Raw genomic sequence first — 26,592 nt, forward strand, 5'->3', positions numbered from 1 at the left:
AAACCCCGAAAGGAGCCATTCTGATGTCCACAACGACTTCCGCTGACACATCCGCAGGACTTGCCGCATTTGATCGCACTACTTCCATCTGGGGGCCCATCACGCTGGCGCTGGGGCTGCTCATCTCCCTGGCTGCTGCCCTGTACGCCGCTTTCGGCTCGGGCATGGGCATCACAGCGGTGGAGCTCGTCACCGCCGTGGCCGCCGTGCTGGCCACCTTCGGCGTCATCGCCATCATTGAGCCCATCTCCTACTTCCCGATCCTGGGCCGCTCGGCCATGTACCAGGCGTTCCTGATCGGCAACATCGCCAACAAACTCCTCCCCGCCGCCGTCGTCGCCCAGGCCAACCTCGGCGAGAGGCCGGGAACCCGCCGGGCCGAACTCATCGCCGGCAGCGCCATCATCGGCGCGGTGCTCATCCACATCACCACCCTGATCCTCTTTGTCGGCGTCCTGGGCACCTGGCTGGTGGGCATGCTCCCGGCGCCACTCATTGCCACCGCCCGCGGATACATCCTGCCGGCCGTTTTCGGCGCCGTGGTCCTGCAGAGCGTGATGGCTATGAGGAGCCGCCGCACCACCACCGTGGCCGTCATTGTCGCCGCGGTCATCGTGTTCGTTGTGGTTCCGCTGGCACCGGCGCTGACCTACTTCGCCACGGCCCTCGCCGTCATCATCACCATCGCTGTGTCCTGGTTCGCGCGTTCGTCCGGTCCGGCCGCCGTCTCTCATGAAGCGGCGCCCGGCGAAACAGCCCAGGCCGCCCAGATCTCCGAACCCACCCGCTGAAAGGGAAACAAAGATGACCACCACCACTACTGCCACCACTGGCGTCCGGCTGACCGCCGCCGTCGACGTTCCTGAATCCTTTGTGGACGAGTACGTTGACGTCTACAAGTACCTGCATGCCCACCCCGAGCTCTCGGCACAGGAATTCGAGACCGCAGCGTACATCGAAGCCCGGCTGGCGACGCTGGGGATCGAATCCTTCCGCTGCGGCACCACCGGCGTAGTAGCCGTCCTGAAAAACAGCGAGGGACCCGTCGTCGGCTTCCGGGCCGACACCGACGGATTGCCCATCGCCGAGCAGACCGGCCTGGACTACTCCAGCGAGGCAACGGGAACACTGCCCGACGGCGGCACCGCCCCCGTGATGCACGGCTGCGGACACGACACCCACATCACCGCGGCACTGGCACTCGCCGCGCTCCTCACGGAACGCAAGGACCTGTGGCAGGGGACCCTGGTCCTGATCTTCCAGCCAGGGGAGGAGACGGCTTACGGTGCCAGGGCAATGATCAACGACGGCCTGTGGGACCGTGCCCCCAAGCCAGAAGTGGTCCTGGCACAGCACGTGATGCCGGTGGGACAGGGCAAACTTATTGTCCGAGACGGCCACATGACCAGCCTGGCCGACTCCTGGAAGATTACGGTCCACGGCCAGCAGGCGCACGGCTCCCAGCCGGAGAAGTCCATCGACCCGATCGTTGCCGCGGCAGCCATGGTCCTCCGGCTCCAGACCATCGTGTCCCGCGAACTGTCGCCGTCCACCCCGGCTGTTGTTACGGTGGGCACCTTCCATGCGGGCCTTAAAGAAAACATCATTCCGGGCTCCGCGGAGTTCACGGTAAACGTCCGGACGCCCGATGAAGGCGTCCGCGCCACGGTGCTTGCCGCCATCCGGCGGATCGTCGCAGCCGAAGCCGCTGCGTCGGCTGCGCCGGAACCCACTATCGAGGAACTGAACAACTTCCCCCGCTGCTTCAACGATCCGGCGTCGACGCGCCGTGTCATCGAAGCATTCACCGCGGATTTCGGTGCGGAGGCACTGTCCGAGGCGCCGCTGGGGATGGGCTCTGAAGATGCCGGCTGGCTCAGCGACGCTATTGGCGTTCCGGGCGTCTTCTGGGCTTTTGGCGCCTTTGATCCGGACCTGTTCGACGACGGCGCATCGCCGGCCGGGAACCACTCGCCGTTCTTCGCGCCGGACGCACGCGCCGCCGTCGTCTGCGGGACAGGGGCGGCACTTTCCGGAGTGCTAGCCTATCTGGGCCGGAACTGATCTTCGCCGGGACGGCAGGTCAATGCCGCCCCGGTGTTCGGATCGCCGCCACCCGGCGTCGGATGTGGGCAGCAGCACTGAAAGGAACCGGACATGGAGCAGCTTGATGCGCTCGATCGGCAGATCGTGGCCGCGCTGGTGCGCGATGGCCGAGCCCAGTGGCGGCTAATCGCTGACGTGCTGGGCCAGCAGGAACGGACCGTGGCGCGCCGCGGCAACAAACTGCTCGAATCCGGTGCCATCCGCATCAACGCCTTCATTAACCCGGCGGCAGTCAGTTCGCGCTCGGCCTTCCTGCTGCGTGTGAAGGCTGTGCCGCGGGACCTCCGCGCTGTGTGTTCGTGGCTCGCGGACCAGGAAGAGTCCTCGTGGGTCAGTGCGCTGGCAGGGTCGAACGAGGGCGTCGCGGAAATATTCATCACCACTGAGGACCTCGCCGAGTTGCTCTACCGGCGCCTCGCCGAGGTGGACGGCGTGCAGTCCTTCACCATGGTGCCGCTGCTCGAATATTTCAGGACGCCCTCCGGCTGGACGCCGGACGTTCTGGACAAGAAGCAGTACGCCGCCCTGCATCCCGATGAGGACGGCCGCCTGGGCGGGACACCCAGTGGCGTGGCGCCGCTCGATGAAACGAACACTGCCCTCGCCGGGTTGCTGCACCGCAACGGCCGGGCAACGGTGGATGAACTTGCTTCCGAGGTCTCCATTTCCAAGGCAACGGTCAGCCGCAGGCTGGAGGCCATGGTGGGCTCAGGTGTCTTGTTCATCCGGGCGGTGGTGGACGTGGCCTCGCTGGGGTTCCCGGTGGAATCGCTGATCAGCATCACCCGCGCCGGCGAGTCCGCATCTCCCGACGGCGGTGCTGACGGTGTGGGGGAGTACCTCGCCGGTTTGTCGGTGACGCGCTGGGCTGCAGCGTCCGGCGAACAGGTGCTCGCCCAGGTGGCGGTGGCCAACCTGGATGACCTGAGGATCTTGCAGGACAATCTCCGACGACGGGTTGACGTGTCTGCCGTGCAATCCTCAATCTATGCCGAGGTCTTCAAACGAAGCACGGTGAGGTACCGCAACGGGATTCCGGAGGTGCCGGCGCTAGCCTGAGCCGCGGCAGCCTAATGCTCGAAATGAGTGTCCGGCGCACCGCCTGGCAGGTTCGCCAGGATGCCCTCAGCCACCCTGCGGAGCTTGATGTTTCGGTGGCTGGATGCCTTGGCGATGATGGCAATCGCGTCGTTGTAGGAGCACCTGTTCTGCGCCATGATGACGCCGCAGGCAATGTCGATGGACGTCCGGCTTTCCAAGGCTGACTGCAGGTCGGACGCCCTGGTGCTGGCCGACTCCAGCTCAAGGGCCAGCCTGAGGCCGCGGGATGCGAGGTCAGTGAAACTGCGGGCCTCGGCGATCACGTGCAGCGGGAACGCCTGGGGGCTGGCTGCGAAGAAGGCGAGGGCGGCCTCGGTGCCCTCATCCAGGGAAAGCCGCAGGCCCAGGACGCTGTCGAACCCGGCGTCCTGTAGGTGCGGCCTGTAGCGTCCCCAGCGGAAGTCGGAAGCCACGTGGTTCATGGCCGCGGTACCTGTGCCGGTGAGGGCTTCGGTCAGGGGGCCTTCGCCGACCTCCTTTTCCAGCCGGGCCAACGTCGCGGTCCGCGTGCCGGTTCCGGCGGTGGCTCTGGAGCGTTTGGCCCGGCTCAGGAACAGGGCGCATTCGATGGGGACGCCCGCGAGCCGGCTCAGCGCCGCCGCCGCGAGGTGGGCCAGGATCTCCAGGGAGTCAGACAGGTCCTTCGAGCCGGTGACCAAATCGGGGATAAGCCCGTCGGCGCCGACCATCCCGATGGTGACCGCTTTCGCTGCCGGTTCCGCGCCAGGACGATCGCCCGGTGCCTGGTTGGGCCTGCGGTCCGGGATTGCCGCCGGCCCCGGATGCGGGGCTGCATGCTGGGTGGTGTGTTGGGCCGGATGAGCGGGCGCTGGCCTCCTGCCCGCCGACGCGTGTGCCTGGGAAGCCTCGGTTCGGGAATACTTCACGTCCGCCTCCCGCGGGGACGCCGGGAACTGACTGGAAGCGTTGGACGAATGGGAACTGTGGAGGACGGAGGGCCGGCGACGGCTGGGGGAGAGGCCTTGGTCTCGAAGACCTCCTCGTCGCCGGCCCCGCTTACTTCCCGGACCCCTTGGAGCGGGAAAGCGCGGCTGCCGAGTCGTGTATTCATCCTTCTCACAACCCCCTAGTGAGACATCCAAACCAGTGCGATTTGCGAGTCTTAACTCATTAGTCGACCGTAGTTCTGGCGGGGTCCCGGGCGACCGCGTAATCGGTACTTGTTTTTCAAATTAGGTAGTACTTGGTTTTTCGGAAAAACCACTAAACTCCGCGCTGATGAATTCTCCTCCGCCGGCAAGATCACCATCGAGCCGGCGTTCAGCGTCGAACACCTGGGGCGCTGCGTCTACACCGGAATCTTCGAGGTCATGACGCAGGCCGCGGGAGGTGGAAAGATGAGGGCCATGGAACTGCATATCACCGGTGACCCGGCCGCCGATCAACTGCTCGCCGATGACGCGTTTGCGCTGCTGACAGGCATGCTGCTGGACCAGCAGGTAACCATGGAATCCGCCTTTGCCGGGCCGGAGAAGATCCGGGCCCGGATCGGGTCCATCGCCCCGGCCGCGGTTGCCGCGTATGAACCCCAGGCGTTCGTTGAGGTGTTCAAGGAGCGGCCCGCGGTGCACCGGTTCCCGGGTTCCATGGCGGGTCGCGTCCAGGCGCTCGCCGAAACGGTGCAGCATGACTGGGACGGCGACGCGACGCTGATCTGGACCAAGGGCGACCCCGACGGCCCGGAGGTGCTGCGCCGCCTGCAGGCACTGCCAGGATTCGGGGAGCAGAAGGCAAAGATTTTCCTTGCGCTCCTGGGAAAGCAGCGCGGGCTGAGCGCGACCGGCTGGCGCGAGGCCGCCGGCCACTACGGCCAGGAAGATTCCTTCCTTTCGGTTGCCGACATCGTGAGTCCTGAATCGCTCGCCAAGGTGCGGGCCAGCAAGCAGGCAGCAAAGGCGGCGGCCAAGGCTGCCAAAGGCTGACCGCTCATGGCAGTGACCATGAACGATGTGGCGCGCGTCGCCGGGGTGTCGCTGAAGACCGTGTCGAACGTGCTCAACGACTACGAGTTCATCCGGCCGGCCACCAGGCAACGGGTCCAGGACGCCATTGCCGAACTGGGCGACGAGGCGAACCTGGCGGCCCGCAGCCTGCGCTCGGGTAAGACCCACCTGCTGGCCCGAGGCCGCCGTCGTATTGCCGTGCTCGGCGCCCGCCCTGGCGAGTCAACGGGCTCTGCTGGCCTGCGGCTCAATGGTTACCGGAGCGCATTGGAGGACGCCGGGGTTCCGTTTGACCCGGCCCTGGTGGCACCCGGTGAATGGCGCGGCGAAGGGGGAGCAGCCGCCGTCGCCAGCCTCCTGGAGAGCGGCGTTCCGTTCGACGCCGTCTTCGGGCTGAACGACGCCCTCGCCCTGGGAGCCATGCATGAACTGCTCGTCCGTGGCGTGAAGGTGCCCCAGGACGTTGCGGTGGCGGGCTTTGACGACATCGACGAGGCCCGGTTCGCCTCGCCGTCGCTCACCACCGTGTCGCCCGGTATGGGCGAGATTGCGGAACGGTCCGTCGGGTTGCTGGTCGACCGGATTGAGGGGCTGGAAGCGAGGGCAGAAGGCGTTCACGCGGAGGCGGGCTTTGACCTGAAAATCCGGGATTCGGCGCCCTGAGGGCTGCCGCCGGACTATCGTTGGCTGCAACAGTCGTGCGCGGGGGCGTGTTGCTCCCGTGCGTCAGCAAGCAATGTAAGTTCGGGCCCATCACACCAGACGAGGCGGACATCCATGAAGGCTCCAGACCAGCAGCACGCTCAAATTTTCGGCACGCCGGTACCGCCGGGCGATGGTGATGCCGCCGGTCATGAGCCCGTGGACCAGCACCTCCTCCAACGCCTCGCGGACGTTCACGGCGTGGGCACCTCGTTCCACGGCTGGGACGGGCTGCCGCACAGCGTGGCCCCGGAGACCCTGATCAAGGTCCTGGCGGCGCTGGGCGTTCCGGCCGGCACGAACGAAATCATCGAAACTGCCCTGGCCGAGGCGGAAGTGGCGCCGTGGCGGCGGATGCTGCCGCCCGCCGTCGTGGTCCAGCAGGGCAAAACCGCTCTGGTTCCCGTCCACGTCCGGGACGGTTCGACAGCGCGTCTGACAGTTGTGCTGGAGGCCGGTACGGGCGGGCCCGTGGACGCCGTCCAGCAGGACGTCTGGGTGCCGCCCCAGGACGTTGATGGCGTGGCCACCGGCCGGGCCACCTTCGCCGTACCGGCGGGGTTACCGCTGGGTTGGCACACGCTGCAGGCAGAGTCCGACGGCGTCACAGCCGAGGGCGCGCTGGTGGTGGTTCCGGCGCGGCTCACCACCGCCGATTCCTTGGTGGAGCGTCGGGGATGGGGCCTGGCCACGCAGCTCTACTCCGTGCGGTCCAAACGGTCCTGGGGGATCGGCGACTTCGCCGACCTCGCGGATCTGGCCACGCTCAGCGGCGCCCGTGGTGCGGACTACGTGCTGGTCAACCCACTGCACGCCGCGGAACCCGTGCCGCCGGTCCAGCCGTCGCCCTACTCGCCGTCCACGCGGCGCTTCTTCAACCCGCTGTACATCCGCGTGGAAGCCATCCCGGAAATCGCCTACCTGAAGCCGCGTAAGCGCGCGGCGGTGGACAGCTTGCAGGAGCAGGTCCAGGTCCTGAACAAGGACGGCGAACGGCTGGACCGGAACGCCGTGTACGCCGCCAAGCTCCAGGCCCTGGAACTGCTGTATCACGCCCGGCGCTCGCTGGCGCGGCAGGCAGCGTTCGACGAATTCTGCCGGATCTCCGGCACCGGGCTGGATGATTTCGCGCTGTGGTCCGCCATCCGGGAAGACCTGGCACCGGACCATCCTCTGTGGGCCGATCCGGACTGCGCGCTGGGTTCCCCTGAGGCGGAGTCACTGCGCGGGAAGCTTGCGGACAGGATCGGGTTCCACCGCTGGCTGCAGTGGATCTGTGACGAGCAGCTTGAGAACGCGCAGCAGGCGGCGCGCCGGGCGGGGATGCGGCTGGGCGTGGTGCACGATCTTGCCGTGGGCGTGGACCTCAGCAGCGCCGACGCCTGGACCCTCCGCGATGTCCTGGCGCCCGGGATCAGCGTGGGGGCGCCGCCGGACATGTACAACCAGCTGGGCCAGGACTGGAACCAGCCGCCGTGGCATCCCGCCCGCCTGGCGGAGGCAGGCTACGCGCCGTTCCGCAACATGCTCTCCACCGTGCTCCGTCACGCCGGGGGCATCCGGGTGGACCATGTGCTGGGCCTGTTCCGCCTCTGGTGGGTACCGGCCGGCAACTCCCCGCGCGACGGCGCCTATGTCACGTATGACCACGAAGCACTGATCGGCATCCTGGCGCTGGAGGCCCAGCGTGCCGGCGCCGTGGTAATCGGCGAGGATCTGGGAACCTTCGAACCGTGGGTGCGCGACTACCTCGCTGCCCGCGGCATCCTGGGCACCTCCATCCTCTGGTTCGAGAACGACGGCGATTCACCCCTGCCGCCGGAGCTGTACCGCACGCAGGCCCTCGCCAGCGTCAACACCCACGACCTGCCGCCCACCGCAGGCTACCTGGCGGGCGACCACGTGGCCCTTCGCAGCAGGCTGGGCCTCCTGGAACGCCCCGAGGCGGAAGAGCGGGCGGAGCACACGGCCACGCTCGAAAAGATGATGGGGCTGCTGCGGGAACGCGGCCTGCTGCCTGACGGTGGCGCCACCGCCGACGGTGGCCACAGCAGCACCGGCAGCGAGGAACGCACTATCGAAGCGCTGCACCGCCTGCTGGCCCAGACTCCGTCGGTCCTTCTCGGGGTGGCCCTGGTGGATGCCGTGGGGGAGCGGCGCGTGCAGAACCAGCCCGGCACCACCGAGGCGCTGTATCCGAACTGGCAGATCCCGCTCGGCGGTCCGGACGGAAAGCCGGTGTTCATCGACGATCTTCCTACCAACCCGCAGTTCAACTCGCTCCTTGCCGCGGTGTCGGAGGCGCTGCGCGGCTGACGTCGGGCGGAAACCTGCTTTGGCCCTACGTCAGCGGGTTACCTCTTCCAAGAGTTCCAGCACGTGGCGGTACTGCGCACCCGTTGCCCTGGTCATGCCCAGTTCGCAGGTCCGGTTGCAAGAGGCGTGCGCCGCGGCGCCCATGTCAGCCACCTCTGTGGCCTGCTTCTCGGTTGCCGATGCCGTCAGTTCCGGGTGCAGCATTCCCCTGTCCCCGGCAAATGCGCAGCAGCCCCAGTTTTCCGGGACCTCCACGCGATCGGCCACGGCGCCGGCGACGGCTCCGAGGGCATCGTTGAGGCCCATTCTGGTGGAGGAGCAGGTGGGGTGGAGGGCCAGGGACTCCAGCTTCCCGTGGTCGGGCAGCCCAGGAAGGATCTGTTCCGCGGCGAAGTCCACGGCGTCCACCAATCGCAGTGGACGCTGCCCTGCTGCCGGCGTGTCCGATTCGACGGCCTGGCGCAGGCCCTCGGTGCAGGAGGACGCGTCGCAGACGATGGGCAGCTCGCCGTCCCTGGTTGCCTCCCGGAGGACTGCCAGAGTCTTCTCCCGCATCGTTTTTTGGCCTGCGGCCATACCTTTGGAGGACCATGGCGTGCCGCAGCAGAGGCCATCGATCCCTTCCGGGACAAGGAGCGTAATCCCTGCCCTGGTACAGAGCTGTTCAAAGCTGTACTGGACGCCGTGCCCTTGGCCGTCCTGAGACGTACCCGCGGGTCCGAACATGGTTCCCACGCATGCAGGGAAGTAGACAGCGTCCACCTTGCCCGCCGACGTCGGACGCTTCCGCACGGAACCCCCGCCCGGCAGTTCCGCGGAATATAGCGGCACCGTATCTGTGCCGAGCACTGCCCGCGCGGCCTTGTTGGGCGGGGCGATGGCGGCGGCCGGGAGCTTGTCCACCACAGTCAGCGCCAGTGAAGCGCCACGGGTGACGCCTTCCCAGTGCTTGGCGGCGGCATTCCACGCCCCGTTGGCGAGTGGGCCGGCGTCGGCCTTCCGCAGTTTCTTTACGAGCGATCCTGTGTTGATGTCCACCGGGCAGGCGGTCTGGCACATTCCGTCCACGGCGCAGGTGTCCACGGATTCGTACTCGTAGTCCTTTTCCAGGTCCTTGACCAGCGCCGTGTCCCCGGCCAGCCGCGCGGATTCGATGGCACGCAGCGTGACGATCCGCTGCCGCGGCGTCAGGGTGATGTCCTTGCTGGGGCACACCGGCTCGCAGTAGCCGCAGGAGACGCAGCGGTCCACTTCCTCGGCGACCGGCGGCGCGGTCTTGATGTGCCGCAGGTGCGCCATGGGGTCTTCGTCCATAAGCACGCCCGGGTTGAGCATCCCGGTTGGGTCGAACAGCCGCTTGATGCTGCGCATGACGTCATAGAGCTCATCGCCGTATTGCCTGCGGACGTAGGGTGCCATGACGCGCCCTGTCCCGTGCTCGGCCTTCAGGGATCCGCCCTCGGCCAGGACCAGGTCCACCATGTCTTCGGTAAAGGCGCTGTAACGGTCGAGTTCTGCGGAGGTGGCGAAACCGTCGGTGAGCATGAAGTGGACGTTGCCGTCCTTGGCGTGGCCGAAGATCACGCTGTTGCCGTAGCTGTACTTGTCGAAAAGCCGGATCAGTTCCCGGCAGGTGCGGCCCAGCACCGGGACGGGGACCACAATGTCTTCGAGCAGCGCGGTGGTGCCCTGGGGCCGCGCACCGGCGACGGAGGCGTAGAGGCCCTTGCGCAACTGCCAGAGTTGGCCGCGTTCGTGGGAGTCGCCGGTGAACCGGGCCGGAGCGGACAGCCCGAGGCCCTGGAGGATGCCCTCGCCGTTGACTTGGAGCTCCGCCAAATGTCCGGCGCTGCTGGCGGAGTACTCCACAAGCAGTGCGGCATGATCCCGGACCGTCAGGTCCTGCACGACGGCGGGAGTTCCCTTGAGCGTCTGGCCCACCTTCAGTGACAGAGCATCCATCAGCTCAATGGTGGCGGCGCCTGTCTCGACGAGGGCGGGCAGGGCCGCGTTGGCGGCTTCAAGGTCCGGGAACACCAGCAGGCCCGCGGCGGCGTGCCGGAGCCGCGGGATGGTGCGGAAAACCGCCTCTGCCACGAAACCTAGGGTGCCTTCGCTGCCTACGATCAGGTGGGCCATGATGTCCACCGGGCTCGTGTAGTCCAGCAGGGAGTTCAGGCCGTAGCCCATGGTGTTCTTCATGGAAAACTGCTGCCTGATCCGGTCGACGGAGTCGGGGTTGTTCCGGATGCGCTCCGCCAGCCGGGCCAGGCCTGCATAGAGTTCCGGCTCGAGGGCGCGGAGTTTCTGGTCGGCGTCCGGTGCCCCGGTGTCGATCACGGTGCCGGAGGGCAGGACCACGGTCAACGACTCCAGGGTGCGGTAGGTGTTGTCTACCGTCCCGCAGTTCATGCCGGAGGAGTTGTTCGCCACCACACCGCCGATCGTGCACGCCGCCTCACTGGCCGGATCGGGGCCGAATTTACGGCCGTAGCGGGCGAGCCTCGCGTTGAGAGCCCTGACCGTGACGCCGGGCTGGACGCGGACCCGCGCGCCGTCGTCGAGCACTTCGATGTCCCGGAAGTTGCGGCGCACGTCCACCAGCACGCCGTTGGTGACCGCCTGGCCGCTCAGGCTGGTTCCGCCGGAGCGGAAGGTCAGCGGCACACCCTGGGCAGCGCTCGCACGCAACAGCCCGCCCACTTCCGCAGCATTCCCGGCCATGACCACAGCTTGCGGGATCAGCAGGAAATGCGAGGCGTCATGGGCGTTCGCGTGCAGGTCGATGGCCCGGGTCTTCACCTGGGCGGGATCCTTCACCGCCGCGCGGAGGCCAGCCAAGTCCAGGGGTGCCATCAGGGGACCATCCAGCCCAGGACGGGGGTGGACTGCAGGAAGATCAGCACAGTGATGAGCGCCAGCAGGCCGAGGCTCCAGCCGAGGAGCTTCCGGAAGAGGGTGCCCTCTGCACCGTCAAGGCCCACCGCGGCCGAGGCCACGGCCAGGTTCTGCAGCGACAGCATCTTGCCCATCACCCCTGCGGAGGAGTTGGAGGCGGCCATCAGCACCGGAGAAAGACCGGTCTGCTCCGCTGCGGTGGCTTGCATCTGGCCGAACAGCGAGTTGGAGGATGTGTCGGAGCCGGTGAGTGCCACGCCAATCCAGCCAATCAGCGGCGAGAGGACGGCGAAGAAACCGCCCGCGGAGGCCAGCGCGAAGCCAAGGGTAGTGGTCTGGCCGGAGAGGTTCATCACGAAGGACAGGCCCAGGACGGCGGTGACCGTGACGATGGTCCAGCGCAGCTGCACCAGGGTGTCCCGGTAGATGCGCAGGCCCTGCGATGCGGTGATTTTGTACAGCAGCATGGTGAGCAGGCCAGAAAGCAGCAGCAGGGTGCCAGTCGCCTTGAGGTGGTCCAGCTTGAACTTCGTGGCCGCGACAGGCTTGCCGGCCGAGTCGGTGATGTCCAGTCCGGGCCAGGCGAACGTGACGCTGCCAACCTGGCTCAGCCAGGCCTTGACGAACGGAATCTGGGCCACCGAGAACACCGCGATGATGATCAGATAAGGGGCGATCGCCATCCAGATCTGCCGCGGTTCGGGCCGGGTGTTATCGGTAGGCGCCCCACTATCAGTTGGCACAGCACTGTCAGTTGGCACGGCGCTGCCCGAGGCAGGCCGTTCGGCAGAGCGTCTTGAGCTGGGTCCGCTCCCTGAACCGGCACTTGCGCGGGCGCTGGGGGTTTCTGCGCGAGCACCGACGGCGGCTGCCTCAGCTGCTTCCGGGGCGGCCTGAACGGCGCCTCCCATTCCGACGGTTTCTTTCGGCTGCCACACCTTCAGCAGCAGGAGCACGGCGGCCACTGTGACCACGGCGGCCACAACGTCGGTGAGTTCCACGGCGAAGTAGTTGGAGGTGACAAACTGGGCGGCACCGAAGGCGACGCCTGCCACGAGGGCCACGGGCCAGGTCTGTTTCACTCCGCGCCGGCCATCGACGATGAACACCAGCAGCAGCGGAACGATTAGGGCTATGAACGGAGTCTGGCGTCCGGCCATCGAGGAAAGCTCATTGAGCGGCAGGCCGGTGACGCCGTTCAGGGCGATGATCGGCGCGGCCATCGCGCCGAAGGCTACCGGGGCGGTGTTGGCCAGCAGCGAGACAATTGCTGACTTCAGCGGCTTCATTCCGGCTGCCATCAGCATGGCGGCGGAGATGGCCACGGGGGCGCCGAAGCCGGCCAGGGATTCCAGCAGGGCGCCGAAGCAGAAGGCGATCAGGATGGACAAAATCCTGAGGTCGTTCGAGATGGAACGGATGGTGCGTCCCAGCACTTCGAACCAAGGCGTGGCCACGGTGAGCCGGTAGATCCACAGCGCATTCACCAGGATCCACAGGATGGGGAACAAGCCGTAGAAGATGCCGGCCAGGGTGGCGCTTAGGGCCTGGTTGACCGGCATTTGCCAGCCAACGGTGGCCAGCACGAGGCACAGGGCGAGGCTGGCCAGGGCTGCTTTGGGTGCCTTGACCTTGAAAACGCCCAGCAGAACAAATAGCAGGACGAGGGGAAGCGCCGCGAAAAGGGCGGAAATCACTAGGGACCCGGCAATGGGGTCGAGGATCTGCTGAAACATGTGTCTCCAGATTGTGTTAGGCGTCACAACACCGTGGCGCCCTCCGATTGTCTAACAAGTACACATGTTGGTCAAGTGTATGTGTTGACTTGTCTGGCAAGATTGAAGGAATTGGGTTTAGTTCAGATGGTTTTAGTCCAGAGAGGATGCGCGCATGGTTGGCCGTATTGCAGCAGTCTCCATCGTGGACGCGATCGCTGCGGATCTGCGGAGCCGCGTTTTCTCGGGTGACCTGGGTTCCGGCGAGGCGCTCACTGAGACAGACGTCGCCACGTCGTATGAAGTGGCACGCCCCACCGCCAAGGCGTCGATTGAGAAGCTCGTGGCGGAGGGGCTGCTGGACCGGGGCACGCACAAGACCGCACGTGTTGTGGACCTGGGGCCGGAGTCGGTGCGGGACATTTACCTGGCCCGTGCCTATCTGGAAAGCGAAGTACTCCGCCGGCTGGCGCGCACCAAGGACGTGCCGCAAGGGGCTGTCCAGGCCAACCGCGATATCGCGGCATTGAAGTCGGGCGCGCCGCTGGATGTTGTGGAACCTGACATGCGTTTCCATACAAGCCTGATCGACGGAGTGGCCAATGAGCGCATCAGCCGGATGTACCGCTCGCTTGTGGGTGAGGTGCGGCTGTGTATGGTCCGGGTCCAGTCACTGCACCTCCTGGACACGGAGCTGATACTGGCCGAACACCAGAAGATCCTCGAGCTGATCGAGGGCGGCCAGGGCGAGGCCGCCGCCGAATTGCTGGACGAACACCTTGGGCGCGCGCGTGAACGGCTGGTCGCCGCTATGGGGGGAACTGCTGGCCCAGAGGCTGAGTATCCGTCAGGGCTGTTGCAGGAGTAACTGGCAGACCGCAAAGCGGGGTCACCATGCGGAGCTCCGAAACCTCGGAACGACCGCCGGCGCCCCGCATCGCGATGATACGCAGTGCTGGGCCCTAACCCGCCGTGAGCAGGTGGGTGACGTGGTCGTACCGGAAGGTGACCGCGCCGCCGTCGTGCGTATAGGAGATGTTGGCCCCGTTGGGCACCCCGCCAGCCCCGTAGTTCACGTCCCAATTGCGGTTCAGCGCCGCCTTGAACTCATACGTCCCGGCCGGCAGGTCCGGAACGGACAGTTTCCACACCAGCGTTGCCGGATCCAGAATCAACTGGGCCTGGTCGCAGGTGGGATCCCAGTCGACGCCGCACCCGAGTTCGTTGTCCACGCTTCCCGCGATGGCAACAGCACCCGGCTGTTGCGAGGCGTACCCGGCGCTGAGGACGTGTGTGCTGTTGTCGTAGCGGAATGTGACGGCCCCGCCGGGGTGGTCCAACACGATGTTGCTGCCGAAAAGGACTCCGCCGGCGCCATAGTTCACGTCCCAGTTGCCGTTGAGCGCGGCCTTGTACTCGTACTGCCCGGCCGGCAGGTCCACCGTCAGCCGCCAGATGTTGTCCGCCGGGTCCAGGGTCATGAACGCCGCTGTGCAGGCCGGGTCCCAATCGGCAGGGCAGCCCATCTCGGAGTTCAGCGACCCGGCCACGGTCACCGAATCCGGCTGCGGAGCCTCGCCCACCGTTACTGTCCGCGGCTCGCTGACCACGCTGAAGCCGGGGCCGCTCGTGGCCGCGCGGTAGCGCACCTGGGTGCCGTCCGCGAGCTCGAGTGCCGCCAGGTCATCGGTGACCGAGTACACCGGTGAGGAGTCATCGGAGCCTACGGCCGTCCACTCGCCGCCGGCCACGCTGCGCTCGAAGGACACCACGTGGCTGGACTTTTCCGGATCGGCCGTTGCGCTGAGCTCAACGGCCCCCTCCACGCTGCTTCCTTCCAGAGGCTTCTGGATAGTCAGGACCGGCGCCGGAACTGCGGCTGCCCGGGGCTGGCTGGTGGCTCGGTGGCCCCCGTTGTCCAGCACTGTGGCGCGGTATTCGAGGACGGTGCCTGCATCCAACGCAGCAACCTCGTGGAACACCTGGTACGGCGCTGTGTCGTCGGTGCCGATCGGCTCCCAGCCACCGCCCGCGGTCCTGGCCTCAAAGGTGACCTCGTAGAACGAAGCACCGCCGACGTCGGCCGTCACGTTGATCCGGCCGTTATCCGCCGGTGCGGCGGCAGGTTCCTGGAGTGCGACGGCGGGAGCCGCCTTGGAGTGCGGAATGCGGCCCGATGACTGGTAGACCACGGCCGACAGCGGCGGGACGGTGACTGTCAGCTTTCCGTCCGCTGAGGTCTTCACATTGTCCGCGCCTGCACCTGTGCTCCCATAAATACGTGTGTAGCTGCGCTTGCCGATGTAGGTGGGCACGTCGGCCGTCTGCGGCTGTTCGCTGTTGTTCAGGGCTACGACATACTCACGCTGGTCCTCCGCATCGGTGCGGGAGAAGGCGTAGATCCCGGGCCCCACGGAGGCGTAGCGGTGCTGGTGGGCGCCGTCGCGCAGGGCAGGGTGGTCCTTGGTCAGGGCGGCGAGTTGGCTGATCTTGGAGTACAGCGGGTGGTCGGCGTTGAAGTTGTCGGTGGCGTGCGTTGCGTCGGTGCCCAGCAGGTCGTCGTCGAGGTACTCCGGCACCTGGCTGGCGAACAACGTCTGCCGTGCGTCCTGGTCGCCGCCGGGGCCGGTGAAGCCCTGCTCGTCGCCGTAGTAAATGACCGGATTGCCGCGGGAGAGGTACATCAGCTCGTGGGCCAGCTGGTCGCGGGCCACCTGCTCCTTGTCGTCTGAGCCCGGGTTGTCGGCCGCGATGAAGCTGCCGATGCGGCCCATGTCGTGGTTGCCCAGGAAGGTGGGCAGTTGGTAGACGTTGGAATCGGCATCGGTGTACCAGTCGTCGTCGGCGAAGAAGGTCTCCAGCGAGCGGGTGTCCTGGCTCTTGGACGCGAAGTTCCGGGCGGCCTCCTGGAACGGGAAGTCCAGCACGGCCTGCATCTGGTTGCGCGTGGTGAACTGGGAGGTGAAGGACTTGGTTGTGTCGAAGACTTCGCCGAACATAAAGAACTCGTCCTTGCCCTGCGCCTTCGCGTAGCTCAGCACCTCCGGGCCGAATTCCTGCCAGAACTCGTTGTTGACGTGCTTCATGGTGTCTATCCTGAAGCCGTCCACGCCGAAATCGCCGATCCAGGTCTTGTAGATCTCCTCCATGCCGTCCACCACTTTGGGGTTCTCGGTGAAGAGGTCATCGAGGCCGAAGAAGTCGCCGTAGTAGGAGTCCTCGCCTACAAAGGTGGTGTCTCCGCGGTTGTGATACAGCGTGGGATCGTTCAGCCAGGCGGGGACCTTCAGGTTCTCCTCGGCTTTATCCAGAACGGGGACGTAAGGGAAGGACGTCTTGACATCAAGCTCCGGGAAGTCGTGGGAGCCTGCGAAGTCGCGGTCGTCGAACTCGTCGCCGGCAGCCGACTTGTACGGCTCGGCGTCCTTGGAAACGTAGGTCTTGCGGGCGCCCTCTTCGTAGCCGATCACGTCCGCGGTGTGGTTGGTGATGATGTCGAAATACACCTTCATGCCGCGCGAGTGGGCTTCGTCGATGAGGGCCTTCAGCTCGTCGTTGGTGCCGAGATGGGGGTCGATCTGGGTGAAGTCGGTGATCCAGTAGCCGTGATAGCCGGCTGACTTGTCCTCGGGTTGCACCGCCTTGTTCTTGAAGCTGGGGGTGAGCCAGATGGACGTGGTGCCCAGGCCCTGGATGTAGTCGATCTTGTCCCGCAGGCCGGCCAGGTCGCCGCCGTTATAGAAGCCCTTTTTTGTGGGATTGAAGCCGGACACCATGGGGTCGCTGCCCAGACCGCCGTCGTCATTGGTTGCGTCCCCGTTGCTGAAGCGGTCAGCCATCACAAAGTAGAAATTCTCGTCCGTCACAGGGGCACGGAGTGAGTGAAGGGCCGACGACGACCCCGGGTCGTTCGGGTCCGGCGCCGCGTGCACGGGGAGGACAGAAGTGGAAGCGACTACGGCTGCGGCGAGCAGCCCCAGCCATGTTGTCAGCGGGTGGTTAAGGCGTTGGATGGAGCCTTTGCGGGTGCGTGTGTTCACGTCAGGAGACCTTCCTGGTAGCGGCGATGCTGTTCAGGCTGCTGTGGAGATGCGAGTGTGGTGGCGTCAGTTGGTGGTCAGATGTGCGGTTCGTGCGGGCAATCAGGGAACGATCGCCAGGTGAACCACGCCACACTGTAAGCGCTTGCACTGAATAAATCCAGTCTTTTTAGACAGGCGGCCAGGGGCTACCTTCGCGTACATTCAGAGGCGGGCGACGGCGCTCGGCGCCCATCGGATTGCGGAAGGTGTACCCATGTCAGCCACTGAATTGGATGTTGAGTCCCTTGCTGGGATCGCTGAGCGGCTTCGCTCCGCCGGGTGCGTCTTCGCGGAGGAGGAAGCCCGGCTTCTCCTCACCGCGGTGTCCGGCCCGGCCGAAATCGCTGCGGCGGTGGAGCGGCGGGTTGCCGGGTATCCGCTGGAGCACATCCTGGGCTGGGCCGAGTTCTGCGGTCTCCGGATTGAGCTCGATGCCGGGGTTTTTGTTCCGCGCCGCCGGACCGGGCTGTTGGTGAATGAGGCCGCAGCCCTGCTCTCGGCGGACCCGATGCAGGAGGGCAAGGATGGCCTGGAGCCCTCCGTTGTTGTGGATCTTTGTTGCGGGTCCGGTGCGGTGGGTGCTGCCATCGCGTACAGTATTGCGGGCCTGGAGCTCCATGCGGCGGACATTGACCCGGCTGCTGTGGCCTGCGCCCGCCGGAACATTGGCAGCGTGGGTGGTGAGGTCCACCAGGGCGACCTGTTCGATGCACTGCCGCCCGCCGTCAAGGGGCGGATCCGTGTTCTGGCTGTCAACGCCCCCTATGTCCCCACCGGCGCTATCGATTCCATGCCGCACGAGGCACGCGATCACGAGCCGTTGTGGTCGCTCGACGGCGGCACGGACGGACTCGAGTTCCACCGCCGCGTCGCTGCGGTGGCCAACGAATGGCTGCGACCGGGCGGGCATCTCATCATCGAAACCAGCGAGCGGCAGTCCGCAGCGACGTCGTCGATCCTGGCGCATGCGGGCTTCGCGGTGAGGATTGTCCGCTCGGAAGAACTGGACGGCACCGTCGTAGTCGGACGGCCTTAGTAACGGGTGCGCCGGCAGGTACCACTTCCTGCGGTGGCGGCTGCCCATTCGCGTTGTGGCCGCCTTTTCGCGCTGTGGAAGTGTCTATTCGCGTTGTGGGGGTGGTGGTTTGAAGTAGTGGTTTTGTTGGGGTTTTTGGGCGGGGTCGATGTGGCGTGGGGGTGTGAACCAGGGGACGCCGTTGCGGGTGTGGATGGTGCATTGTTCTTTGTGGATGAGGTGGTGGTGATGGGAGCAGAGCAGGGCGCCGTTGCCGACGTTGGTGGGGCCTTGCCGTGACCAGTAGGTGATGTGGTGGGCTGCGCACCAGGGCGCTGGGATGGTGCAGTTGGGGAAGGTGCAGCCCTGGTCGCGGGCGGTCAGGGCGAGGCGCTGGGCGGGGGTGAAGAGCCGGGTTTTGCGGCCGAGTTCCAGGATTTCGCCGTTGGTGCCGAGTAGGACGGGGATGATGTCGGCGTCGCAGGCGAGTTTGCGGAGGGTGGTTGCCGCGACGGGCCCGGTGAACGTGAAGCTGCCCGTGCCAATACCAAGACCAGTACCAGTACCTGCGCCGCCGTGCTAATCCCATTACCGCTGTTGCTGTCTGTGCCTGTTCCTGCCGCCAATCCGTCGCCAGCGCCGGTGGCTGTGGCTGGGTGGGGGAGGAGGTCGTGGTAGTTGATGGTGGCGAGGATCTGGGGGCGGTTCCCGCCGCTGGTGGGCAGCAAGTTGGTGCTGAGGGCGGCTTTGAGGGCGCCGACGATGCCGTCGAGTTGTTTCTGGGAGCGGGTGCGCCGGTCCAGATCGAGGTCGGTGTCCTGCCAGACATTGTTGCCCTGCCCGGGGCCGGGGTCGCCGCTCCCGGACGCGGCTTCCGTGCCCGTGGCTGCGACGGTTTCTGTGCCGGTTTCTGTGCCCGTGGTGGTGCGGGGGTTGGTGGCGGCGTTCATGACGGTGGCGAGGTGTTCGTATTGGTCGGTGGTGGCGAAGATTTCGAGGTGGTGGAGGCCATGGCGGGGTTTGCGGATGAACGCGCCTTGGGTGTGGCGGAGTGCTTCTTCGATGGGTTCGGTGCCGTCGGCGTCGATGGTGTCGGCCCAGCGGCGGGCGACGCGGGTCAGGAAATCGGGGTCTGTGGTGGCGGCGGTGTGCGTGAGGTCGTGTTCGATCCGGTCCAGGTTCTCCGGGGTGGTGTGGTGTTTGAGGCGGTCCAGGGTGGCGCTGATGATGGTCCCGGCGCGGGAGGAGACCACGGGCCCGGACCCTGGCACGGCGTGCGGCCGGATTAGGTCGTCGGTGTCGGCGTCGCCGCTGGTCTCTGCCGGGCTGCCGGTAGTGGAGGCGGGGGTGAGGGCTGCGGCGAGGTGTTCCCTCATTGGGGGTACGGGGTCTCCGGTGAGGGTGGTTGCGGGCAGGATGCTGTGGGCGAGGTGGATGCGGCGCTGGGCTTCGCTGCGCCCGATCCGGAGCCGGAGGCGCAGGAATTCGGCGGTGTTCTTGCAGCCGTCATCGGCCGGTGACCCCGGAACGGCCCGGGTGCTCCCGGCGGTGGTCCCCGCGATTTCCGCGGTGGTCCCGGAGGGCCAGGCGGCGTCGGTTTCGTTCAGGGCTTCGACGCCGTTGTCCCACCCGGTGACCCAGTCCCAGGTGGTCCGGGTGGCTGCCGCTGTGGTGATGGCCTGGGTGCGGGTGCGGTCCACGGCGCCCGCGGCGAGGATCTGGAGGTAGTCCACGGTCCGGGAGAGGTCCTCGACGAGGCTGGCGAAATCGGCAGCTTCGACGTAGCTGGTCATCGCCAGGGTCCCGGGAGCAGACGAGGCGGCAGCGTTCACCGAGGCGATCGCCGCAGCCAGTCCGGCGTCGGCCGTCAGCATGGCGGTGTCACCGCCGTCCGCGAGTTGATCCCCGAAAGCTTCCATGGGAATACTCTGCCAAGGGGGTACGACATTTAAGCCAGTACTGCGGTTGAGCTCCAAAAAGCCGCAAATTCCGGCTACGGCTGATGCGTTGCGCCAGTCGCCGGATACGCGGACGATGATTCCATGAGCGGAAAGTCCATGAGTCGAAAGCAGAGTCCAAACCGACGCCGGACCTGGATGATCGCTGCGGCGGCCCTTGCCACGGTAGGGCTGGTGATTGGGCTTGTGCTGTTCAAGCCCTGGCTTCTCTTTGTGGACGTGAGAGTGGATGAACAGCTCCCCATCGTGGCCAGCAGTCCAGCGCAAACACAAACGACTCCGCCTACACCCTTGGCGCCGACTCCGGCACCCATGCCTGCAGGCCCGGTGCAGCTTGCTGTGGGTACGCTGATCAGCCATGAACACGCCACCACGGGAACTGTCCGGATCGTACAGCAGCCTGACGGCGTCAGGCTGCTCACGCTCGAAAACCTCGATACGTCCAATGGTCCGGATGTGCACGTCTGGTTAAGTGCCGCCCACGTGGTGGAAGGGACGGCAGGCTGGTTCACCGCCGGCTCCGCTGATTACTACGACCTCGGCCTGATCAAGGGAAATCAGGGCAATCAGGTTTACCGGATTCCCGCCGACGTTGATCTGTCGAAGTACCCGTCAGTTGACCTGTGGTGCGTTCAGTTCAGCGTCTCGTTCGGTGCGGCCGAGCTGGTCACCTGAGACGGCATCTGGCCATGATGTGAAACGTGGCTGGCCGCCGCGTCCCCCAAGGAGCGCGGCGGCCAGCAACGACCATTTTTAGCACAATTTCAACGTGCCTTCCGTGTCACACGGCGAATCCCGCGTAACGTCCCGGCAACGATCCCGGATCATTCCCGCCGGGGGTCAACGTTCGTGGCTGCGCCGCCAGGAGTGGCGCCGCCTTCACCGGACCAGTCCTGGCCCTGGTTGTCATTGAATGCGGGGTCTGACTCAACGTCCGATGTCCCCAGGTTCACCGTTTCCGGGTGTGTGCTGTGGGCGGGAACGTGATCGCCCACCGCAGTACCGCCGGCCGCAGCGCTGCCGGCCGCAGCGCTGCCAGACGCAGCGGTGCCGGAGGCGCCCACGGAGGTGCCGGCGTCGGACGCTTTGGACTTGCCGTCACCCGACGCGGTGTCGTGGTGGACGGCCGAGCCGATGACCGTGCCCGCCCGGCGCGCGGCCTCACCGAGCTGGTCTGCCACCTCGGGAGCCTTCTCCTTGATGGCCTCCGTGGCGGCACTGACCTTGTCCTGGACCGGCTTGCTGTCCCAGATGCTCGCCGCCCTGGCCTTGAGCTTGTCGTACGCCGCCCGGCCGGACCGCGATCCCAGGACGTAACCTGCCGCGATGCCAATACCTAAAAGAAGTTTTGATTTCATGGTGAACTCCTGCTCGTTGAGAAGGTGTCGGTCCCCGATCCGCTTGGCCGGGGAAAGAAAACCGGCCCCGGGATGTTGTCCCAGGGCCGGTATTCATGCCGGTGACGAAGTTAGCTGCGGACGCTGCGCTTCGTGATCATGCCGTAAACCAGCAGCACGATGATCGAGCCGGCGATCGCGAGCAGCCAGGTCTGCAGCGAGAAGAACTCCTGCAGGCCAGTACCGAAAATCATCCCGCCGAGCCAGCCGCCGAGGAACGCACCAACGACGCCCAGGATGAGGGTGATGATCCAGCCGCCACCCTGCTTGCCCGGAAGGATCGCCTTAGCGATCGCGCCGGCAATAAGGCCAAGAATCAAAAATGCAAAGAAACCCATTTTGTCGTTCCTTCTTCCTACATCAGGGAGGTGCCCGATCCCGGGCACGCTTCATCCCTCTGCCCCAATACTAATCATGCTTACTTTCTTTTCGCCACTCTGAATCCCCGCGGAAAGCCTGTTCGGGCCCTCTCTCAGTGCCCTGTTGAGTCCGAATCGTTGCCGGCGCCGGGCCCCTCGTCCAGGATGGCAAGTTCCGCGAGATCCTGCCGATCCAGGGAGAAATCGAAGATGTCCAGGTTTTCCTGCATCCGCTCGGGATTTCCAGATTTTGGAATGACTACAAGTCCCTTCTCAATATGCCAGCGCAGCACCAGTTGAGCCGGGGTCTTGTCGTATTTTTCACCAAGCTGCGAAAGGAGGGGAGCGGTCAGCAGGCTTGCCCCCGACCCGCCCAGCGGGCTGTACGATTCCGTGACAATTCCATGCCCGGCATTGAACTCCCGTTCCGCCTCGCGGGTAATCGCCGGGCTCAGCTGGATCTGGTTCACTGCAGGCACAACGTCGGTTTCGGCCAGCAGCCGTTCCAGGTGTGCCGGCTTGAAGTTGGAGACGCCGATGGACCGGACTTTGCCCTCCGCCTGCAGCCGCTCAAACGTTTTCCACGTCGAGACGAAATCATCACGCGCAGGGAGCGGCCAGTGGATCAGCAGCAGGTCCACGTAGTCCAGCCCCATGCGGGTCAGTGACCCCTCCAACCCCGCCACCGCGCGGTCCTCGCCTTGGAACTGGCCGTCCAGCTTGGTGGTGACGAAGATTTCGCTTCGGTCCACCCCGCCTGCGCGGATGCCGTTCCCGACCCCTTCCTCATTGCCGTATTTCACTGCCGTATCGATGTGCCGGTACCCGGCTTCCAGGGCCTGTACGACGGCGGCAGTCACCTGTTCGTCGTCCAGCGGCCAGGTGCCGAGCCCCAGCTGCGGGATGCTGTAGCCGTCATTGAGCATGATGAGCGGTGAGAGAGTCATTTCAACAGTCTGCCGTGCTTTCGCCTTCCTAGCCTTCGAATGCCCGGAGAATATTTCCGGCCTGGTGGTCGAGTACTGTTCGTGCCACCTCGGATACGTGATCGGGCTTCTTTTGCTGGTCCAGGAACTTCACGAAGCGCTGGATGGCGTGCGCCGCTTGGGAGGCATCGCCGTCGTCCACTGCCTTTGCCGCCTGCTGCACACCCGCTGCCAGCTGCTTTGCGACCGGGCCCGCCACGTCGCCGGACTCAACCAGGTCCTCCAAAGCCTGATGGAGGGCCTTCACGCTGCCCGGGAGCCAGGCCGTGCGCAGCGGCACATCACCGAAGTCCATGTCCGAGGCCAGATAGAAGTCCGTGTAGGACGGCTGGTTGTAGGTGGTGTTCTGCCGGGCTACCTCCGCCCGGTACTGGGGGTCGTGCATAAGCGTGTAGAGCTTGTGGTTGGTCACTTCGGTGCTTAGGTACATGCGGAGCGCTGAGCTGTCGGCCGTCCGGACCAGCATTTCCTCGCGCCAGTCACCCACTACGTCTGCCACGAGGCTCGGCGTGCCTTTGGTACCGTTGTTGGTCCGGGTGTCCGTGGCGGTGAGCAGCCTGCCGCGCTTCCAGTCGTCAATGGTGGGGGCCTGGTCGCCGGATCCGTTGATGATCTGGGTTGTCATGTCGGCAGCCCATTAACGCTAATGAGAACGTGGTCAACCGGCTGATCGCGTGCATCAACGACCGCCGCATTGAGGTCATGGACGAGCTGTTTCACAACGACGCCGTGATGCATTGGCCGCAATCCGGGGAAGTTGTGCGCGGCGCGGAAAACCGGCGGGGAATCTACAACGCCTTCCCGCAGCTGCCCACCATCACACCGCGCCGGATGCTGAGCGGCGGGAACCTGGAGGTGGCCGAAGCCCTGCTGGACTACAACGGTCCGCATACGAAACGGTGTTCATCTTCGAATTCCGGGACGGCAGAATCGCCAAGGAGACGGCCTGCTGGAGCGAAACCTTCGAGGCACACGAGTGGCGGGCCCAGTGGGTTGAAAAGGCCTAATGCCGCTACGCCACAGGAGGCGCAGCGGCCGCACCGTCAGTCAGCCGCCCTTCGCGCCCACCTGATCAGCCGATCACTCAGATCCATAAACGACTGGTCCACCACCTGAAGTTCCGGGTGGCTGTCATGCCAGTCAACGACCTCCCGGGTCCCGTCCGCGAACGGGATGGTGGCGGCAAAGCCAGGCACCAGGGCTTTGATCTTGGCGTTGTCGAAAACTACGGAGTGGGCGCGGTCGCCGAGGAGGCTTGGCCCCAGATGGGGGCTGTGCCCGGCGCTACGCGCGGCGATGGTGTCCGACGGCACATGGACCAATTCCGGTTCAGCAACCCCGGCCGCCCGCGCAAACAAGCCGTAGATCTGGTTCCACGGCAGGTACTCATCCGACGTGATGGTGTAGCTCTCGCCCACTGCCTGCGGCCTGCCGAGCAGTCCCACGAAGGCCTTCGCGAAGTCCTTGGCGTGGGTCACGGTCCAGAGCGAAGTGCCATCTCCGTGCACCATGACGGGCTGGCCGGTGCGCATCCGGTGAATATCCGTCCAGCCGCCCACCAGGCCCACCCTCGTGCGGTCGTACGTATGTGAAGGACGCACCACGGTGACCGGAAAATCATCTGACCGGTAGGCCTCGAACAAGAGGTCCTCGCACGCGATCTTGTCCCGTGAATACTGCCAGAACGGATTTTTCAGCGGAGTGGATTCCAGGATCGGCAGCCGGGTGGGCGGCTTCTGGTAGGCCGACGCCGTGCTGATGAACACGTACTGGCCGGTCCGGCCCCGGAACAGTTCCATACTGGAGCGCGCCTGATCTGGGGTGAAGGCAATAAAGTCCGCAACGGCGTCGAACCCCCTGTCCTGCAGCACCGCCCGAACAGCGTCCTGGTCGCGGATGTCCGCGCGCAGGACCTCCGCGCCGTCCGGTACCGGCTTGCCTGATTGGCCGCGGTTGAGGATGGTCACCCGGTGTCCCAGTACGACGGCGCGTTCCGCCGCTGCGGCGCTGATCACCCCGGTGCCGCCCAGGAAGAGGATGCTCCGTGGCGCCACGGTGTATGCCGCGGAATCCAACGCCGCCGGATCCGACAGGGTCACCATGCGTAGTCCTCCGGTGCCGGGCGGTGGCCCGGGAAGATGTCGTCGAGCCGCTTGAGTGCCTCGGCGTCGAGCGTGACCTCCAACGCCCGGATGCCGGCGTCGAGCTGTCCCTGCGTGCGTGGCCCCACGATCGGCGCGGTGACAGCAGGCTGGTGAAGCAGCCAGGCGAGCGCGATATCGCCGGGTTCGTGGCCCAGTCCGTCCGCAAGATCCTCGAACTGCTGGATCTGGTCCCGGTGCTGCTTGAGGGTTTCGGCAGCACGTCCTTCGGTGCGCCGGACGCCCGCGCGTTCCTTCTTCAGGACGCCGCCCAGCAGCCCGCCCTGGAGCGGGGACCACGGGATAAGGCCCAGGCCGTACTGCTGTGCCGCGGGGATGACCTCGAGTTCCACTTCGCGGCGGAACAGGTTGTAGATGGACTGCTCGCTGACCAGCCCGGTGTAGTTCCGGCGGCGGGCGGCTTCTTGTGCCTGGGCGATGTGCCAGCCGGCGAAGTTGCTGCTGCCTGAGTAGAGGATCTTGCCCTGCTGGACGGCCACTTCGATGGCCTGCCAGATCTCGTCCCAGGGCGTGTCCCGGTCAATGTGATGGAACTGGTACACATCGATGTAGTCCGTCTGGAGGCGCTTCAGGCTGGCGTCCAGGGCACGCCGGATGTTCAGCGCGGACAGCTTGGACTCGTTGGGCCGGTCGGTCATGGTGCCGTACAGCTTGGTGGCCAGGACGGTCCGTTCGCGGCGCTCGCCGCCCTTCGCGAACCAGCGGCCGATGATTTCCTCGGTCCAGCCCCGGTGCCCGCTGCCGCCATAGACGTTGGCCGTGTCGAAGAAGTTGATGCCGGCGTCCAGGGCGGTATCCATGATGTTGTGTGCGTCAGCTTCGTCGGTGTGCGGGCCGAAGTTCATGGTGCCCAGGCACAGGCGGGAAACTTTCAGGCCGGAGCGGCCCAAGTGCGTGAACTGCATGGGGGGGAATCCTTCGTTGGTGGGTGGACCTATCGGAACCCGGTGACCGAGCCGCCGGAATCGGTGCTGGCAGGCTCGGTCAGCGGCGGCTACAGCTGCGTGAAAGCGGCGACGGCGGGATCGGAACCGATGCGCGCGCCCCGCTCGAGGGCGGTGATGGAGGCGAGTTCGTCGTCGGTCAGTGTCAGGGACGCGGCCGCGAAGTTTTCGCGGATACGGGACGGGTTGACCGACTTGGGAATGACGATGGTGCCGGCGGCCAGGTGCCAGGCAAGGACCACCTGGGCGGTGGTTGCGTTGTGCGCCTGCGCGACAGCGGTGACGGCGTTTCCGTTGAGGTCGCCGCCCTGGCCCAGCGGGCTGTAGGCCTCCACCGCAATCCCGAGGGTTCGGCTCTTGGCGGCCAGTTCGGCCTGCTGGTAGCTGGGGTGCAGCTCGATCTGGTTCACGGCCGGTACCACGTCCGTGGACTCGAGCAGGGTGTCCAAGTGGTCGGCGAGGAAGTTCGAGACGCCGATGGCACGGATGTCCTTGGCGGCATACAGGTTCTCCAACTCCTTCCAGGCCTGGACATAGAGGCCCTGCGACGGAACCGGCCAGTGGATGAGATAGAGGTCCACGAAGTCGAGACCCAGCGCCTCGCGGGTGTCCTGGAATGCGTCCCGGGCCCGGCCCTGGTCGCCGTTGCGGAGCTTGGTGGTCACGAAGATTTCCTCGCGCGGAATGCCCGAGGCTGCGATGGCAGCGCCCACACCTGCTTCGTTACGGTATCCGGCGGCGGTGTCGATGTGGCGGTAGCCGGCTGCCAGGGCATCCTCAACGACCCGCTGGGTGTCTTCCGGCGGAACCTGGAAAACGCCGAAGCCGAGCTGCGGGATGGTGACGCCGTTGTTCAGCGGGATTTCTGACATGGGGGTACTCCTCGT

General features: G+C 65.8%; 22 protein-coding genes and 1 pseudogene. 10 read left to right on the forward strand and 13 right to left on the reverse strand.

The genetic code is table 11. From position 1 onward, the window contains the following. Positions 1–23 precede the first annotated feature (23 nt). The 3 genes from NG696_RS08595 to NG696_RS08605 all read left to right on the forward strand — a co-directional run bounded on the left by NG696_RS08595 (position 24) and on the right by NG696_RS08605 (position 3,165). On the forward strand, positions 24–791 hold the full coding sequence (locus NG696_RS08595; protein ID WP_252568074.1) for a hypothetical protein: 768 nt from the start codon (positions 24–26) through the stop codon (positions 789–791). A 13-nt stretch (positions 792–804) separates the two neighbouring features. Further along, positions 805–2,064, forward strand: coding sequence for an amidohydrolase (locus tag NG696_RS08600; RefSeq protein ID WP_252575159.1), 1,260 nt, complete (start codon positions 805–807; stop codon positions 2,062–2,064). Between the two features lie 93 nt (positions 2,065–2,157). Further along, positions 2,158–3,165 (forward strand): Lrp/AsnC family transcriptional regulator, encoded by a 1,008-nt coding sequence (locus NG696_RS08605; protein ID WP_252568078.1) that lies wholly within the window; start codon positions 2,158–2,160, stop codon positions 3,163–3,165. A gap of 11 nt (positions 3,166–3,176) precedes the next feature. On the opposite strand, the gene NG696_RS08610 is transcribed toward NG696_RS08605, so the two are convergent. Next, positions 3,177–4,094 carry an ANTAR domain-containing protein gene (locus tag NG696_RS08610; RefSeq protein WP_252568080.1) on the reverse strand — a complete coding sequence of 306 codons (918 nt, stop codon included), beginning with the start codon at positions 4,092–4,094 and terminating at the stop codon, positions 3,177–3,179. Positions 4,095–4,565: 471 nt separating this feature from the next. Here NG696_RS08610 and NG696_RS08615 point away from each other — a divergent pair, with 471 nt between their 5' ends. From NG696_RS08615 to malQ, 3 genes are all read left to right on the forward strand, one after another. Further along, the gene (locus NG696_RS08615; RefSeq protein WP_252568358.1) at positions 4,566–5,150 is read left to right on the forward strand and encodes an HhH-GPD-type base excision DNA repair protein; all 585 of its coding nucleotides are present in this window, start codon (positions 4,566–4,568) and stop codon (positions 5,148–5,150) included. A 6-nt stretch (positions 5,151–5,156) separates the two neighbouring features. Continuing rightward, entirely contained in the window at positions 5,157–5,834 is a 678-nt protein-coding gene (locus NG696_RS08620) for a LacI family DNA-binding transcriptional regulator (protein WP_252575161.1), read from the forward strand. Between the two features lie 114 nt (positions 5,835–5,948). Beyond that, the gene (gene malQ, locus NG696_RS08625; protein WP_252575162.1) at positions 5,949–8,189 is read left to right on the forward strand and encodes a 4-alpha-glucanotransferase; all 2,241 of its coding nucleotides are present in this window, start codon (positions 5,949–5,951) and stop codon (positions 8,187–8,189) included. A 30-nt stretch (positions 8,190–8,219) separates the two neighbouring features. Here the strand turns inward: malQ and NG696_RS08630 are convergent, their stop codons facing one another. Together NG696_RS08630 and NG696_RS08635 are read right to left on the reverse strand one after the other, a co-directional pair. Continuing rightward, positions 8,220–11,045 carry an FAD-binding and (Fe-S)-binding domain-containing protein gene (locus NG696_RS08630; RefSeq protein ID WP_252575164.1) on the reverse strand — a complete coding sequence of 942 codons (2,826 nt, stop codon included), beginning with the start codon at positions 11,043–11,045 and terminating at the stop codon, positions 8,220–8,222. Beyond that, complete coding sequence (locus tag NG696_RS08635) at positions 11,045–12,823, reverse strand: L-lactate permease (protein ID WP_252568088.1); 1,779 nt, start codon at positions 12,821–12,823, stop codon at positions 11,045–11,047. Before NG696_RS08635 ends, NG696_RS08630 begins: the two co-directional genes overlap by 1 nt. Positions 12,824–12,977: 154 nt before the next feature. Between NG696_RS08635 and NG696_RS08640 the strand changes: the two genes are divergently transcribed. Beyond that, positions 12,978–13,670: a GntR family transcriptional regulator gene (locus NG696_RS08640; protein WP_252568089.1), complete on the forward strand. Its 693-nt coding sequence runs from the start codon at positions 12,978–12,980 to the stop codon at positions 13,668–13,670. 94 nt (positions 13,671–13,764) lie between these two features. Here NG696_RS08640 and NG696_RS08645 read toward each other — a convergent pair whose 3' ends face one another. Continuing rightward, a complete protein-coding gene (locus tag NG696_RS08645; RefSeq protein ID WP_252568360.1) occupies positions 13,765–16,776 on the reverse strand; it encodes an alpha-amylase family glycosyl hydrolase in 3,012 nt (1,003 codons plus the stop codon). A 322-nt stretch (positions 16,777–17,098) separates the two neighbouring features. Between NG696_RS08645 and NG696_RS08650 the strand changes: the two genes are divergently transcribed. Then, positions 17,099–17,920: a putative protein N(5)-glutamine methyltransferase gene (locus NG696_RS08650; RefSeq protein ID WP_252568091.1), complete on the forward strand. Its 822-nt coding sequence runs from the start codon at positions 17,099–17,101 to the stop codon at positions 17,918–17,920. An 84-nt stretch (positions 17,921–18,004) separates the two neighbouring features. Here NG696_RS08650 and NG696_RS21195 read toward each other — a convergent pair whose 3' ends face one another. Further along, positions 18,005–18,370: an HNH endonuclease signature motif containing protein gene (locus NG696_RS21195; protein ID WP_308291957.1), complete on the reverse strand. Its 366-nt coding sequence runs from the start codon at positions 18,368–18,370 to the stop codon at positions 18,005–18,007. After that, complete coding sequence (locus NG696_RS08660; RefSeq protein ID WP_252568094.1) at positions 18,280–19,818, reverse strand: DUF222 domain-containing protein; 1,539 nt, start codon at positions 19,816–19,818, stop codon at positions 18,280–18,282. Before NG696_RS08660 ends, NG696_RS21195 begins: the two co-directional genes overlap by 91 nt. Before the next feature lie 138 nt (positions 19,819–19,956). Between NG696_RS08660 and NG696_RS08665 the strand changes: the two genes are divergently transcribed. Beyond that, positions 19,957–20,532 carry a DM13 domain-containing protein gene (locus NG696_RS08665; protein ID WP_252568097.1) on the forward strand — a complete coding sequence of 192 codons (576 nt, stop codon included), beginning with the start codon at positions 19,957–19,959 and terminating at the stop codon, positions 20,530–20,532. Between the two features lie 149 nt (positions 20,533–20,681). Here NG696_RS08665 and NG696_RS08670 read toward each other — a convergent pair whose 3' ends face one another. The 4 genes and pseudogenes from NG696_RS08670 to NG696_RS08685 all read right to left on the reverse strand — a co-directional run. Next, positions 20,682–21,215, reverse strand: coding sequence for a hypothetical protein (locus tag NG696_RS08670; protein WP_252568099.1), 534 nt, complete (start codon positions 21,213–21,215; stop codon positions 20,682–20,684). 110 nt (positions 21,216–21,325) lie between these two features. Continuing rightward, a complete protein-coding gene (locus NG696_RS08675) occupies positions 21,326–21,592 on the reverse strand; it encodes a GlsB/YeaQ/YmgE family stress response membrane protein (RefSeq protein ID WP_248763117.1) in 267 nt (88 codons plus the stop codon). A gap of 134 nt (positions 21,593–21,726) precedes the next feature. After that, on the reverse strand, positions 21,727–22,560 hold the full coding sequence (locus NG696_RS08680; protein ID WP_252568101.1) for an aldo/keto reductase: 834 nt from the start codon (positions 22,558–22,560) through the stop codon (positions 21,727–21,729). A 28-nt stretch (positions 22,561–22,588) separates the two neighbouring features. Continuing rightward, positions 22,589–23,236: pseudogene (locus NG696_RS08685) on the reverse strand (rhamnogalacturonan lyase family protein); the annotation flags it as partial. A gap of 65 nt (positions 23,237–23,301) precedes the next feature. On the opposite strand from NG696_RS08685, the gene NG696_RS21100 reads away from it, so the two are divergent. After that, positions 23,302–23,715 (forward strand): nuclear transport factor 2 family protein, encoded by a 414-nt coding sequence (locus tag NG696_RS21100; RefSeq protein ID WP_374211200.1) that lies wholly within the window; start codon positions 23,302–23,304, stop codon positions 23,713–23,715. Here the strand turns inward: NG696_RS21100 and NG696_RS08690 are convergent. The 3 genes from NG696_RS08690 to NG696_RS08700 form a co-directional block, all read right to left on the reverse strand. Beyond that, positions 23,643–24,701: an SDR family oxidoreductase gene (locus NG696_RS08690; protein ID WP_252568104.1), complete on the reverse strand. Its 1,059-nt coding sequence runs from the start codon at positions 24,699–24,701 to the stop codon at positions 23,643–23,645. The two genes, NG696_RS21100 and NG696_RS08690, sit on opposite strands and share 73 nt — an antisense overlap. Further along, positions 24,695–25,666, reverse strand: coding sequence for an aldo/keto reductase (locus NG696_RS08695; RefSeq protein ID WP_252568106.1), 972 nt, complete (start codon positions 25,664–25,666; stop codon positions 24,695–24,697). The genes NG696_RS08690 and NG696_RS08695 overlap by 7 nt, the downstream gene beginning before the upstream one ends. An 89-nt stretch (positions 25,667–25,755) precedes the next feature. After that, positions 25,756–26,577 (reverse strand): aldo/keto reductase, encoded by an 822-nt coding sequence (locus tag NG696_RS08700; protein ID WP_252568110.1) that lies wholly within the window; start codon positions 26,575–26,577, stop codon positions 25,756–25,758. Positions 26,578–26,592 lie beyond the last annotated feature (15 nt).

Source organism: Pseudarthrobacter cellobiosi, from assembly GCF_023913755.1.
GTDB classification, from domain to species: Bacteria; Actinomycetota; Actinomycetes; order Actinomycetales; family Micrococcaceae; genus Arthrobacter; species Arthrobacter cellobiosi.